This window comes from Infirmifilum lucidum (assembly GCF_014876775.1).
Taxonomy (GTDB): Archaea; Thermoproteota; Thermoprotei; order Thermofilales; family Thermofilaceae; genus Thermofilum; species Thermofilum lucidum.
Genome location: NZ_CP062310.1, coordinates 1,491,316 through 1,504,113, shown reverse-complemented (window position 1 = coordinate 1,504,113; position 12,798 = coordinate 1,491,316). Strand labels below are relative to the sequence as shown.

Sequence of the window (12,798 nt, the reverse complement as noted above, 5' to 3'; positions counted from 1 at the left end):
CTCCATTACTGCGTCAGTACAATGCTACGTTTGTTGCCTATAAAATATTGCTTTGGGCCTGAGCTACCTGCTTGCGAGAGCGGCTAGCAGTTTCTCAGCTAGGCTCTCTCCGGCTCTCCGGACTCTAGGCGACATGCGGGAGCCGAGCTCGGTGTCCTCGACCTGCACCCCAAGGAGGTAGGCCCTAACGCCCAGGGCCTCGACGAGTAGCGAGAGGGGGATTGCGTGCGTGCTGAGCGGGGGTACCCTAGCCTCGCCGCCCGGGATGGGGGCCACAACCACGCTACCTGGCGGCAGGCCGGCGTCTACGGCATCCAGGAACACGACGAGCTCTGGCTCCCTCGAGGCTATCTCGCGCACGAAGAACTCGGGGTTCGGGCCGGCTACGACCACCTTGTCCTTCAGCCCCCTCTTCGCGAGCCTCCTGGCTATGAACACGCCTACGCCGTCGTCACCCCTCAGGGTGTTGCCGAGGCCGACGAGCACTACTCTCCTAGCAGACCTCACTTCTTCCAGCAGGCTATCCAGGGCTGTCGACATCAACCGGCTGATACAGGTTGGCCGGACTATATAACTTACCGTGCCCCCACGCCTGCTCTCCGTCTACCGTCGTAGTCAAATTTAACTCGTTGCCCAAGATTTGGTTTTTGTGACTGTCCAGGACTGGCTGAGGCTAGCCAGGGTCGGTAACTGCCTTGTAATAGCCCTCGGAGTTCTCACGGGCTACGTGGCCGGAGGGGGCTCTGTCTCGGATCCGCCGTGGCTTCTAGTGGCCTCGGCTCCCCTCATAGCCGCTGGGGGGAACGCACTAAATGACGTCATGGACGTCGAGGCCGACAAAATCAACAAACCCTGGCGGCCTGTTGCCCGCGGCTACATCCGGCGGGAAGACGCACTGGCCTTCTCGGCGGCAACTGTGTTGGGTGGCACTGCTCTAGGGTTTGCCCACAGCCTGCCTGCAGGTATTCTGGCGGCTCTTGCCTCTCTCCTCCTCGTGCTTTACGACGTCTCGCTCAAGGCCACGGGCGTCTCCGGGAACATCACAATAGCTCTTCTCTCGAGCCTGAACATCGTCTATGGGGGCCTCGCGGCGCCAAAGCCCCTCTGGTCGCTACTGCCGGCCCTCTTCGCCTTCCTCCTAGTGCTCGGCAGGGAGTTTATGAAAGGGCTAGAGGACATCTCGGGAGACCTGCGTGCCGGCTACAGGACGCTGGCCTCCACGCGGGGACCCCGAGCGGCATTTACGGCCTCAGCCCTTACGTTGCTGTCCGTGGTGGCCCTCAGCCCCCTACCCCTGCTCTACGGCTACGGCGCCCTGTACCTCTTACTGGCGGTTCTCGGGGTGGACGCGCCGGTAGCTCTTACTCTACTGTACGCGCGCAGAGACCCCGTCTCCAGGGCCTGGCGCTCCACGAGGCTCCTGAAGCTTCCCATACTCATGGGGCTGCTGGCCTTCTCGCTGGGGCGGTGCGCGTGAGGGAGGAGGTTGTAGCCGAGATCAGGAGGAAGTCTATACACGCGATTCCCGGCTTCATGGCCATACCCGTCGTAGTGTGGCTTGGAAACCCCTATGCCACGGCCATCGCTTGCTTCTTCCTGGTGCTCTACGCGCTGAATGAAGCCTCCCTCCGCCTCAAGCTCAACTGGAGGATCCCTATCGCGTGGCACACGTACAGGCTCATGGCTAGGAGAGATGAGCTGGAGAGAGGCTACTTCACTGGCACTGTGTACTTTTGGGCTGTGACTACAGCTGTAGTGTGGCTCATGGAGCCGCACCTCGCTGCCGCCACCGTCATGGTGTCGAGCTTCGGCGACGCCGCGGCCGCTATCTTCGGTAAGGCTCTGGGTGGGCCTAGGGTTCCCCTAAGCAACAAGACGCTCACGGGGTTTGCCGGGATGTTCCTCGCCTCCATGGCCTCTACACTCATTTGTGGCGTCAGGGTAGAGGCGGCTCTTCTAGCTTCTCTACTGTCTGCCGCGGTTGAGCTCGCCACGCCTCTGTCGACCCTAGACGAGCTTACGGTTCCTGTCACAGCAGCCCTCTCGCTCCAACTACTAGCTGGTGCAAGATAGCCCCGGCCACATGCAGGCCTACGGGGTGTGCGCCAGGCCTCGGCGGCTAGTCCTGCCGCTTCACCCTGGAGTCGAGGAAGCTGCGGAAGAAGGGCTTTCCCTGTAGGTAGCTCAGTCTCCCGTCGCGCAGCATTACGTTCAGCTCCCAGCTCCTGAGCGCTGGGCACATATAGCACCCTATCCTGAAGAAGCCGTACTCATAGAGGGGGTTGACGGGAACCTTGTTCAGGGCTAAGTACAGCTGCACGTGCACTGCGCTCCACAGCTTTATGGGGGCCGCCTCCACGTGATCCTCGTGCTCTATGATGGCCGGCCTCTCGAGCCTCGAGGGCGACTCTGCCTCCCTGTCTCCGACCACGACCAGGACTCTACCGCTCCTGGCATACTCCCTTATGAGGCTCTGCACGGCCGAGACCTTGAGCTTCGTGCACCACCTGTCTGTCACCGTCGGGAGAGACGCCCCGGCCTCCAGCGCCTCCCGCACCGTCGCCCGGACGCGTACGGGGTCTACCCCCAGGAGCTGCGAGACACTGTCTACGTGCTTCAGCGTCTCGTCGAACTCCATGCCCGTGTCCACGAACACTGGCGTAGCCTTAGCCCCGAACGCCTTCCTGGCCAGCAGGAGCGCCGCCGTGCTGTCTTTCCCACCACTCCAGGGCACGAGTACGTAGTCCGCGTCGAGGCCCTTCAGGAAGTCGACGCTCCCGCACTCCAGTTTCTCGAGGGCTTCCCGGTTCAGTAGCGCCTGCTCCTCTATGCTCGCGCAATCCGACTCAGCTTGCGAGAGCTTCTCGAAGGGAACCCCTAGGCCCTCGTAGCTCATCTTGACCTTCGCCACCACCCTCGGGCCAGAGTAGAGGTAGTGCTCCCCCTCAAGCCTCTTAAGCACCAGCGTAGGCTTCACGCCGAAGATCCTCCCGGCTAGCTCCCTCATCCCAGCGGTCGCGAGGTAGGCGTCGAACCTCGGGTTCGGCTCCCAGCCCTCGAGGGGCCTGCCGCCCCCAATGGCGTAGGATCTCTTCTCGTCCAGCCACCCTATCGACAGCCTGAAGACGGCTTTCGCCTTCAGGTAGTGCTCTAGCAGCTTGTGTATGTGCTCGTTCCTCGGCTTAGCCTTGGGAACCACATAGAACACGTAGTTGAAGGGGTACTTCCCCTCGAGCACCCTGAGCCTCTCGTCGTCTCTCCCGAGCATGACGATTGTCAGGCCGTTGAAGCCCCGGTCTAGCAGCTTCTCCGCCTCGCTAGGCTCCCTAGCGCCCCCTAGCGTCTCGACTCTAGCTTCCAGGCCGACGTACCGCCCGAGGGCGTGCTCCAGCGCGTCTGCGTCGCTTCTAGCTCTAACGACGACCCTGACGAGCGGGTGGGCTGTACATTCACGCCTAATAGTTCTCTGCCCCAGAGACTCTCTATTAGGGAGTCTCAAAAACATTGCCCGCCCGGCGCCACAAGCCAGACCCGCGGGAACAGGATAAGAGTTATTTAAGGGATTGCTGGAGACCTGATATAGTGGTTGTGCTTGAAGTTTAGGCTGCCGTGGATCGTATCCATGGGCGAGGGCGCCTTCGAGAGCCTCCCCGAGGCCCTACACGACGTGGGTTGCTCCTCGGCGCTGGTAGTCACGGACTCTACCGTCAAGAAGCTCTTCGGCTGGAGAATCGAGGGGCTCCTGGGCGGCAACTCTATCAGGGTAGGCTTCGTGGAAGTAGCCACTAACCACCAGCCCACGCTCGACAAGCTACATGTAGAGATCCCCTGGGGCGACTTCGGCTGTGTGTTGGGCATGGGCGGCGGTAGGCCTGTCGACGTGGGTAAGTACCTGGCCTACAAGTCCTCTAAGCCCTTCGTCAGCGTTCCGACGTCGATAAGCCACGACGGCTTCGCGAGCCCCATCGTAGCCCTCAAGGACGACGGGGGCAACCCCCTCTCCCTCTTCACAGCGCCCCCGAGGGCCGTTATAGTCGACCTGGAGGTAGTCTCGAAGGCCCCCAGGAGGCTCCTCGCGAGCGGTGTTGGGGACATCGTAGCGAAAGTGACTAGCGTCGCTGACGCCAGGCTGGCTATCCGGGAGAGGGGCGAGGATATACCCGAGTCCTCCCTGAGGCTCGCGGAGTCAGCCGCCTCCATGGTGCTAGAGAACATCGAAGAGGTTTCGAGGTGGTCTACGCGGGGGCTACGCGTCCTGGCCGAGGCAGGCCTGATGGCTGGTATGGCCATGTCTGTAGCTGGCAGTAGTAGGCCCTGTAGCGGGGCAGAACACCTCTTCAGCCACGCCGTCGACAAACTCTACCCCGAGAGAGGCGGGCTGCACGGCGAGCAGGTGGGAGTTGGCTCCATCGTGTCGGCCTACCTCCACGGGATTGACTGGAGGAGGCTTAGAGATGCGCTGAAGAGAGTAGGCGCCCCGACGAGCGTAAGGGAGATAGGCCTGTCCGTCGAGGAAGCCGCCCGCGCGCTCCTCGAGGCGCCCAGGCTGAGGCAGAGGTACACAATACTCCACAAGTTGAACCTGAGCGAGCGGGAGGCGCGCGAGGCCATCACGGCGACGGTGGGCTCAGAGTAGCGCTGAAAGGACTACTACAATGCCCAGCGCTACGAAGAGGGCGCCCGAGGCCTTCCCCAGCACGTCTAGGCTTACTCTACGCGATACACGGGACGACACGAGGACACTCATGGCATTTGCGGCGAGGTAGCCCAGCACGCCACCGATTAGCGTGGCGTGGGGGTTTCCAGAGGCTAGAGCCACAGCTATGGTCGCCAGCTGGGTCTTGTCCCCGAGTTCTGAGAGTAGTAGCGCCGTGAAAGTCGCGCCCAGGCTCTCGCACTCAGACGCCCTCACCCTCGAGAAGAGGCTGGCGATTCCTAGTGCGACGAAGAGCGCCCCTGCCAGCACTCTGAGTAGCCAGGCGTAGCTGGATACGAGGGAGACTAGGCTCGACGCGGCAAACACCGGTACAATGTTCGCAAAGGAGTATGCCAGTAGCGACGCGGCGAGTACGTGTACCGGGTTGTGGCGTAGGGCCATAACAGCCGTAGCGAGCATAGTCTTGTCCCCCAGCTCGGCGAGGAATACTGAGACACATGACTCCCCAATAGCCCCGACAAACCTCTCTGACACGGCTCCTGAGAACAAGGCCACCTATATAGGCTTTTATGCGCGAGCCTGCTTCCACATAGAGCTAAGCTTCTAGGTGCGTTGCTCAGGGGTTTTTTCCTTCTTTCTCCTCACCTCCCTGCTGACTAGGTAGCCCCTAACGTAGGCGGCAGCCATAGCCAGCATGTAGCCCCTCCAGTCCCCGTCGTCGGCAAAGAGCCTAACTCCTATCTCGTATGCCTTCTCGGCCTCGTCTACCGTCACCTCGTCGACATTTCTCGACGCCCTAGCCAGAAACTCCTTCACGAACTTCAACTCCTCCTCTGTGAGCGGGTTCGCTCGCGGCAGCAAGGCAAACATCCCCTCGACTCTCTTGACCAGGTACTCTGCCTCACTCCTCTCAAGGAGGCCCTTAAGGGCCAGGAAGTCCACTACCGTCCTGTAAGCCTCACTAGACGCCTTAGACAAGCTACCTATCTTCCTCTCAATGCTCTCGAGCCTCGAGTCAACTTCTTTGAACCTTGAGTCAAACTCTGAAGCTAGCCTCTCGAACTTCGAGTCCACCTCCCTGAACCTGGCATCTATCTCCGAAAACTTCCTCCCGAGCCAGTACGCTAGGGAGACCGTGGATGTGACTACTGTTGCCACGACGCTCAATAAGCCGATCAGGAACTCTAGCTCCATCCCTAACCTAAGAACTGTAACAGGAAGCTTATTAATCTACTTACGAGCAAGACCCTCCCACAGTTCCCCCGCTCCTGAGAGCGGGGGCGTGACTAGATTGCTGTTTGGGGGTCTGAGTAAGGTGGACTGCTGGGGGTGAGACGCTGTGGCCGCCAACTGCTGAGAGAAGCCTGTTGAGTCAGGTGTATGGGCCTGCTGTGGTACTTCTCTTTAGAAGAACCAGCTACCAGCCGGTCGCCCGTAGCTCAACCACTGTGTACTGGTCAGCGTTGAGCAAGACTTTAAAAAACCACGTGTAGTGCTAGGAGTTGTGTGCAGGCTATTCGGCTACATCGCCAGGAGGCCTGTCAACCCTAGTTTCGCGTTCTTCTCCGGGGAGGCCAACCTCTACACTCTATCCCAGATCCACAATGACGGCTGGGGTGTCGCGTGGACTAGTAGCGCTGGCTGGGAGCTCTACAAAGAGGGTGTGGCGCTGTACAAGTCCGAGAACGCCAGGAAGGTGCTACAGCAGGTCAACTCGATGCTCGCCATAGCCCACATACGCAAGGCTAGCCCGGAGTTCGGCGAGGTGAACTACGAGAACACCCACCCCTTCGTAGCCGACGGCTGGGCTTTCGCCCACAACGGCACTGTTAGGAGCTACAGCGAGCTGAGACGGCTACTGGGCGACAGAGCCTCTAGGCTCCAGGGCAAGACAGACTCCGAGGCGTTCTTCCACCTCATCCTCAAGTTTGTCGAGGAGGCCAGGGATCCTGTTGAGGGCGTGGCGCTGGCGGTCTCGGAGGTTGACAGGCTCGAGTACACGAGCATCAACTCTGTATTCAGCGACGGCTCGCGGCTATACGCTCTAAACAAGTTCCGGAGCACGAATACGGAGTACTACACGATGTACATAGGGAGGTTCATGATAGAAGGAGTAGAGCTGGTGGCTGTAGCGTCTCAACCGCTCGGGGGGCTGGAGGGATGGGAGAGGGTTGGCAACGGGAAACTCGTGGTAGTCGACAGAACCCTGACCCCTACTGTCTACCACTTGGGCTGAACTCGCTGAGCCTAGTCTGGCGCCTCCAGAGCATGACGGCGGCAATGTGCGTGCAGATTCCTCTTTCCCGGGAATACCCGTGGGCGTGGTAGAAGCAGTCGCACTTGTACCTGCCGCCAGCCAGCCACACGTTGTAGAAGGGCCTCGAGTCCCCTAGCTCCGGGAACCCTTTCACGAGCCAGTGCCCCTCCCTGAGGGTCTCGACTCCAGCCAGAGCCCTGTAGACGGCCCTGTAGAACCAGCTCTCACTCTTCCCGGGGAACTCAGACCTGAGCTGCCTGTAGGCCAGGGCAAGCGACTCTAGTTCCGGAGGCGGGTTCCCCCTGAGAACCTCCCTGGCCTTCCTGGCTATCTCGTCCACCTCCCACCCCTACAACGCGACTGTGGTTCTAGCAGTCTATTATGTCTTTGTCCCAGCTTGCGGCTTCGCTGGGCCTCTACTCGTGGGCTAGTGCCGACCACAGGTTGTTGGCGTTAACCCCACGGGTGGAGACTTCTCTTGTTCCGGTGGGTTCCCACACAGGTTCTTGGGGTCTTCCCCAAATACAACCACCCCCGCAGAGACAGCTTCTAGGGCTATCTGGTTCCCTAAGGTGAGGGCCCCACAGAACTCCTCCCTGGACATGTACACCACGTTCACGTCGCCGAGTGATAGGCCAAAGGTTCTGGCCCTGCAGGGGGGCTCTCCGGCCGTCACCACCAACACGTCGACGTCGCTGAGCCCGCGCACGTACTTGCCCCTAGCGGCTGAGCCATAGACTGTTATCGAGAGCGCTCCCGAGGAGAGGGATCCGAGCAGCACGGAGAGCTCGCCGACGTCGAGAGACGGGTTTAGCTCCTTAAGCCTGTATATTCCCCTTGACGTACTCAAGGATCCTCACCGCAGCCTCGAGGGCTGCTCTGGCGTCGCTCTCCTTGAGGCGCCTGCTCGGGGAGCCCGACGGCCACGCGTTAGGGTACCTGGAGGGCACGTAGTACCTGTCCAGTAACTCGCCGTAGTCGAGTAAGTCGCCTGGCACGTCCACAGAGCGCCTGACCCTCTCTATTAGCGCGGCTATACTGTGCGTTCTCTCGTAAACGCCCAACCTCTTCATTAGGAGGGCTTTGAGAGCCTTCTCGGCGGCCTGCTGGGCTAGGAAGCACACCTTCGCGTACCTGCCGACTCTGAAGAGCTCCCGCGCGGCGGCTAAGTCGTCCTCGGCATCTTCCAGCCAGTCGACCCAGCGCTCCCAGCTACCCATAGCCTTAGATCTAACGAATCCATCCTAATAACGCTTTGCAGTTTAATTGAACGTTCAAGAAAGCCCTTATAGGGGCTCTGCTACGACAAGTAGCGTATGAGGGCTAGAAGAGCTGTGCTCGTAGCTGAGTCTAGCGTGATGGCCGCTCTCACGGCTGTCGCCACGATGATAGTCCAGATCCCGGTGCCCGAGACGCGCGGCTACATAAACCTCGGCGACACAATGGTCATGCTCTCCGGCGTTCTATTCGGCCCCCTGGTTGGGGCCGTGGCTGGGGGCGTCGGGTCGGCTCTAGCCGACGTGCTCTCGGGCTACTCCTGGTGGGCCCCCTTCACGCTCGTGATTAAGGGCTTGGAGGGCTTCGTTGTTGGCCTCATAGCGCAGAAGGGTGGTAGGTTGAGGACGCTGGCAGGCTGTGCGCTCGGAGGAGCTATAATGGTTCTGGGCTACTTTGCTGTAGAGTATGTCCTGTACGGCGCTGGGGCTTTTGCAGAGCTACCGGGGAACGTATTCCAGGCGCTTGCAGGCATCGCTGTGGCCAGCACTGTTGGTCCCGCGGTTAAGAGGGCTCTCAAGGGGGCGTGACTCCCCTTGTCTCTCCCAATAGGCAAGCTCCCCTATAGCGAGCTCAGGAAGCTTCTTTCTGTCATCTCCAGGCCAGACCCCTCGGTCATCCTCGGCCCAGGCGTGGGGGAGGACGCGGCCCTAATAGACCTCGGGGACCGCGTCCTCGTGGTGCACTCAGACCCTATAACTGGCGCCGTAGAGAGGATAGGCTGGTACTCTGTACACGTCTCCGCAAACGACGTCGCGACTAGGGGTGCCAGGCCCAGGTGGCTTACAACGGTAATCCTGCTACCCGAGGGTTCCACACCAGCGTACGCGCTCGGGATAGCGAGGCAGGCCAGGGAGGCTGCTGACGAGATAGGAGCAGTGGTTATTGGAGGCCACACAGAGGTCACCCCTGGTCTAGGCAGGCCTATAGTCGTGTCGACGGCATTCGGCGTCGCCGAGAAGGGGAGAGTGGTCTCCACGGCCAACGCCCGGCCAGGCGACGTGCTCGTGCTCACGAAGGGGGCTGGAGTCGAGGGCACCGCTATTCTCGCAGCCGAGTTCGGGGACAGGCTCGCGGGAAGAGTCAGCGAGGACACGCTCGAGAGGGCGAAGCTGTTCGTTCGGGAGCTCAGCGTCGTGCGCGAGGCAATGCTCGCTGTAGAGGTGGGGGGAGTCCACGCGATGCATGACGCGACCGAAGGTGGGGTACTCGGCGCAGTGCAGGAGATGGCTATTGCGTCGGGGCTCTCGGCTGTAGTCTTCGAGGAGCAGGTGCCGGTCAGGGCCGAGACCGCCGAGATCTGCCGCGTACTCGGTTGCGATCCTCTCAGGCTGATAAGCTCGGGGTCTCTGCTCATTGCCGTCGAACCCAGCCGTGCCGAGAGACTTCTCGGAGTGCTCTCGGAGGCCGGGGTGCCAGCAGCGACTATAGGGCGCCTCGAGAGGGGTGAGGGGCTTACCCTTGTCAGGAAGGGTGGAGTGGAGGAAAAGATCTTGGAGCCCGTAACGGACGAGCTCTGGAGGCTCCTATCGCAGGGCTAGACCACTTTCCTGGCGAGCCTTCTAGCTCCTAGTAGCTTCCAGGCTAGGAGTGCCAGTAAGGCTCTGCCGTATATGTCCGTGTTCTGGGTCACCCACGCGCCCAAAGCGCCATACATGTCGGCAAGAACCTGCGCTGGGATCGCTCTAAAGAAGACCACCGTGAAGCTATTGATGGCTAGGGGGAGCCAGACGCTACCCATTCCGCGCACAGCACCATAAACTGCGCTACTTACCCCGAGGCCCACTTCACTCGCGGCTGCAAGAAGCAGGTATACCTGGACTAACCTCGCGACCTCCGGGTCGCTCGTGAAAAGGGGGCCGACATAGGGGGAGATCAAGGACAGTAGGAGCGCGGCTAGGCCCATCCAAGAGGCGCCGACCTTGATGCTCTCTTTCAGGCTCCTCTCGGCCTCCTCAACGCTGTCCGACCCCGTGTTCTGGCCTGCCCTAACGAGCGCGGCCAGGCTTATGGCGAAACTCGGCTGTATCACCAGCATCTCGACTGTTATGCCTATGTTGTGCGCGGCTAGCGCTTCAGTCCCGGCCTTGGCTACGGCGCTTATGTAGATGTTCTGGGCTATGCTCGCGACGAGCCTCTCCAGCGCAGTTGGGGCTCCGAGGGCGATAACCTTGAGGCTCAGGAGGCTGGGCCTAGCAACTACTATCTTGAGCGGGGGCCTCCACACAGCGTAGGCCACCAGCCCCGCGTAGCTCGCTAGTGTCATCGCAATCCCCGCCCCCTTCAAGCCCATAGCCTGGATGCCGGGGCCTCCGAGCGTCAATGCAGGTATCAGCAGGGAGCCCGCAGCTACGCTTATTACGGAGGAGTACGCGCTCGGCCACGGCTTGTCCGCGCTCCTGTAAGCCGCACTGAGGCTCACGTTGAGCATCAGCGCGGGTAGCGAGAAGAGGCGCGCCACCGCGTAGTCTAGCGCCATGGCTGCAACCTCTCTGTTGCCTGAGGAGACGGCGGCTAGGTAGTGGGGGAGCCACAGGGACGCTGTCAGCATGAAGGCCGCGGACGCGATTAAGGACAAGGTGATAGTTTCGCCGGTAGCGCGTCCCGCGGTTCCCTCCTCTCCCGCGCCAATAGCCTGCGAGGCCACGACCATCAAGCCTCCAGTGAAGACTGTGGCTAGGGCGTTCACCAGGAAGAACAGGTAGGAGGCGAGGCCTGTGGCGGCAACGGCGGTTGTCGAGAGCCTGGATACTGTACTGAGCGCAACCACGCTTAGTAGCGAGTCTGCCAGGATGCTGATCGTTATGGGTAGAGCCAGGCTTCCGACGCTACGGCTCATCGCCCTAATCGGGGACTCGCAGGATAAAAAAATTTTTAATTTTTCACAGCTCGCGGAGCGCGTAGAGCGCATAGAGCCCGTCGATGTCCTCCCTGAGAGCCTGCAGGACTCGCGGCAGGGCATGCATGATGGAGGTCGCGGTCACCCCGTCTATGCCCCTCCTGGCTGCGACGTAGTCGCCTGCAGCTCCGTGGACAAATACCCCCATCCTGACTGCTACCTCTATCGGGAAGCCCAGACCGTACATGGCGGCAATAGTTCCGACTAGCACGTCACCAGACCCGGCTTTCGCCATGCCGGGGTTCCCGGACAGATTTATGTAGACCCTTCCGTCAGGCATCCCCACTAGGGTGTGAGCCCCCTTAAGAACTATTATCGAGTTGAGATCCCGGCAAGCCCTCCTGAGGACGCCTATCCTGTCCTGCTTTATCTCGTCTACACCCACGCCCGTAAGCCTCGACATCTCGCCGAGGTGGGGTGTGAGCACTGTCGGCTTGCTCCTCTTCCTGAGCACCTCTGGGCTAGCCGAGACAGCAGTCAGCCCGTCCCCGTCGATTACCACGGGCTTGTCCACTCTGGCAACGACTTCTCTCACAAGCCTAGAAGTCTCCTCCTCCGTCGTGAGGCCGGGGCCCACCACGACTATGTCGGCCCACTCTGCAAGTTTTAGTAGCCTCTCCAGGTTGGCGTACGCTACCGTCCCGTTGGCAGTTTCGGCTAGGGGCTCGTACACGACCTCGCTGGCCTTCGAGCCGAGGTGCGGGACGATGGAGGCTACCGTTGCGAGGCGCGAGTAGCCCCCGCCCGCGAGGAGGAAGGACATAGAAGAGAACAAGGGCGCGCCGAGGTACTGCCGGGAGCCTGCGACAAACAGCGCCTTGCCATAGTCACCTTTGTGGGTGTCGGGCCTCCTGGGGGGTATGAAGACAGGGTCGTTCGTCTCTACCTGTATGCTCTCATCCTCTAGCAGTGCCCGCGGGTAGGATATGCGGGAGACGAAGATCTCCCCGGCGTACTCTGCCCCCGGGTAAAGCAGTAGCCCCGGCTTTGGCAGGCCGAAAGTCACAGTATAATCTGCTCTCACGGCCACGCCCATGACCTGGCCCGTGTCGCCGTTCACCCCAGAAGGTATGTCTACGCCCACTATTATGGCGCCCGAGGAGTTTACAGCCTCTATGGCCTTCCTGTAGACCCCCTCAACAGGCTTGTTCAGGCCAATGCCGAACAGCGCGTCGACGACGACGTCCGAGTATTCGAGCTCGCTCCTCAATTCTGATATGTTCTCCTCGGACACGAACTCCACTGGTATGCCGGCGCTCCTCACCCGGGCTAGGTTGATTCTTGCAAGGTCTGTCATCTTGTCCTCCCTACCCACCACGAACACTCTGACCTCGGCTCCGTTGGAGGCGAGGTGCCTGGCCGCGACGAGCCCGTCGCCTCCATTGTTCCCGGTTCCCGCCACGACGGCCACAAGGAGATTCCGGACCCCAGCCACCATGTCCACGACTCTGGCCACGGCCGCGCCTGCGTTCTCCATCAGGATCTCGTGCGAGACCCCGTAGCGCGCGCTGGCTAGCTCGTCTATCCTCTTAATATCGGAGACGCTCGCAACTTTCATAGAGGGCGATAATCCCACCACGCTCAGGCTATTATACCTTCCACGCGTCCTGTTCGCTCCACGGGGTCTTAGTGTATGGCGAAAGTGAAAATGAACAACCTGGCGCGTGTGGTAGCCACTGTAGGGTATTACTCCACATAATTACATATCCT

15 protein-coding genes are annotated in these 12,798 nt (G+C 60.8%); 6 read left to right on the top strand and 9 right to left on the bottom strand.

The annotated features are described in order from the left end of the window. Positions 1 to 63: 63 nt before the first annotated feature. Positions 64 to 540 (bottom strand): hydrogenase maturation protease, encoded by a 477-nt coding sequence (locus tag IG193_RS08485; protein ID WP_192818743.1) that lies wholly within the window; start codon positions 538 to 540, stop codon positions 64 to 66. A gap of 109 nt (positions 541 to 649) precedes the next feature. Between IG193_RS08485 and IG193_RS08480 the strand changes: the two genes are divergently transcribed. After that, a complete protein-coding gene (locus IG193_RS08480; protein ID WP_192818742.1) occupies positions 650 to 1,477 on the top strand; it encodes a geranylgeranylglycerol-phosphate geranylgeranyltransferase in 828 nt (275 codons plus the stop codon). Next, complete coding sequence (locus tag IG193_RS08475; protein WP_192818741.1) at positions 1,474 to 2,073, top strand: diacylglycerol/polyprenol kinase family protein; 600 nt, start codon at positions 1,474 to 1,476, stop codon at positions 2,071 to 2,073. The genes IG193_RS08480 and IG193_RS08475 overlap by 4 nt, the downstream gene beginning before the upstream one ends. Positions 2,074 to 2,119: 46 nt before the next feature. On the opposite strand, the gene IG193_RS08470 is transcribed toward IG193_RS08475, so the two are convergent. Beyond that, a complete protein-coding gene (locus IG193_RS08470) occupies positions 2,120 to 3,499 on the bottom strand; it encodes a phosphoadenosine phosphosulfate reductase domain-containing protein (RefSeq protein ID WP_192818740.1) in 1,380 nt (459 codons plus the stop codon). A gap of 93 nt (positions 3,500 to 3,592) precedes the next feature. Here IG193_RS08470 and IG193_RS08465 point away from each other — a divergent pair, with 93 nt between their 5' ends. Then, positions 3,593 to 4,636: an iron-containing alcohol dehydrogenase gene (locus IG193_RS08465; protein WP_192818739.1), complete on the top strand. Its 1,044-nt coding sequence runs from the start codon at positions 3,593 to 3,595 to the stop codon at positions 4,634 to 4,636. Here the strand turns inward: IG193_RS08465 and IG193_RS08460 are convergent. Both IG193_RS08460 and IG193_RS08455 read right to left on the bottom strand, forming a co-directional pair. Continuing rightward, positions 4,628 to 5,191: a TMEM165/GDT1 family protein gene (locus tag IG193_RS08460; protein ID WP_192818738.1), complete on the bottom strand. Its 564-nt coding sequence runs from the start codon at positions 5,189 to 5,191 to the stop codon at positions 4,628 to 4,630. The two genes, IG193_RS08465 and IG193_RS08460, sit on opposite strands and share 9 nt — an antisense overlap. A 69-nt stretch (positions 5,192 to 5,260) precedes the next feature. Then, the gene (locus tag IG193_RS08455) at positions 5,261 to 5,851 is read right to left on the bottom strand and encodes a hypothetical protein (protein ID WP_192818737.1); all 591 of its coding nucleotides are present in this window, start codon (positions 5,849 to 5,851) and stop codon (positions 5,261 to 5,263) included. A 310-nt stretch (positions 5,852 to 6,161) separates the two neighbouring features. On the opposite strand from IG193_RS08455, the gene IG193_RS08450 reads away from it, so the two are divergent. Beyond that, positions 6,162 to 6,893, top strand: a complete 732-nt coding sequence (locus IG193_RS08450) for a class II glutamine amidotransferase (protein ID WP_192818736.1) — start codon at positions 6,162 to 6,164, stop codon at positions 6,891 to 6,893. Here IG193_RS08450 and IG193_RS08445 read toward each other — a convergent pair. The 3 genes from IG193_RS08445 to IG193_RS08435 form a co-directional block, all read right to left on the bottom strand. Next, positions 6,871 to 7,254, bottom strand: coding sequence for a hypothetical protein (locus IG193_RS08445; protein WP_192818735.1), 384 nt, complete (start codon positions 7,252 to 7,254; stop codon positions 6,871 to 6,873). The two genes, IG193_RS08450 and IG193_RS08445, sit on opposite strands and share 23 nt — an antisense overlap. A gap of 87 nt (positions 7,255 to 7,341) precedes the next feature. Beyond that, on the bottom strand, positions 7,342 to 7,764 hold the full coding sequence (locus IG193_RS08440; RefSeq protein ID WP_192818734.1) for a nucleotidyltransferase domain-containing protein: 423 nt from the start codon (positions 7,762 to 7,764) through the stop codon (positions 7,342 to 7,344). Then, positions 7,733 to 8,134 carry a HEPN domain-containing protein gene (locus tag IG193_RS08435; protein WP_192818733.1) on the bottom strand — a complete coding sequence of 134 codons (402 nt, stop codon included), beginning with the start codon at positions 8,132 to 8,134 and terminating at the stop codon, positions 7,733 to 7,735. Before IG193_RS08435 ends, IG193_RS08440 begins: the two co-directional genes overlap by 32 nt. Positions 8,135 to 8,230: 96 nt before the next feature. Between IG193_RS08435 and IG193_RS08430 the strand changes: the two genes are divergently transcribed. Next, a complete protein-coding gene (locus IG193_RS08430; protein ID WP_192818732.1) occupies positions 8,231 to 8,719 on the top strand; it encodes an ECF transporter S component in 489 nt (162 codons plus the stop codon). Positions 8,720 to 8,725: 6 nt separating this feature from the next. Further along, positions 8,726 to 9,730: an AIR synthase family protein gene (locus tag IG193_RS08425; protein WP_192818731.1), complete on the top strand. Its 1,005-nt coding sequence runs from the start codon at positions 8,726 to 8,728 to the stop codon at positions 9,728 to 9,730. Here IG193_RS08425 and IG193_RS08420 read toward each other — a convergent pair. Continuing rightward, a complete protein-coding gene (locus IG193_RS08420; protein WP_192818730.1) occupies positions 9,727 to 11,028 on the bottom strand; it encodes an MATE family efflux transporter in 1,302 nt (433 codons plus the stop codon). The two genes, IG193_RS08425 and IG193_RS08420, sit on opposite strands and share 4 nt — an antisense overlap. A gap of 43 nt (positions 11,029 to 11,071) precedes the next feature. Then, positions 11,072 to 12,646, bottom strand: coding sequence for an NAD(P)H-hydrate dehydratase (locus tag IG193_RS08415; protein ID WP_192818729.1), 1,575 nt, complete (start codon positions 12,644 to 12,646; stop codon positions 11,072 to 11,074). Between the last annotated feature and the right edge of the window lie 152 nt (positions 12,647 to 12,798).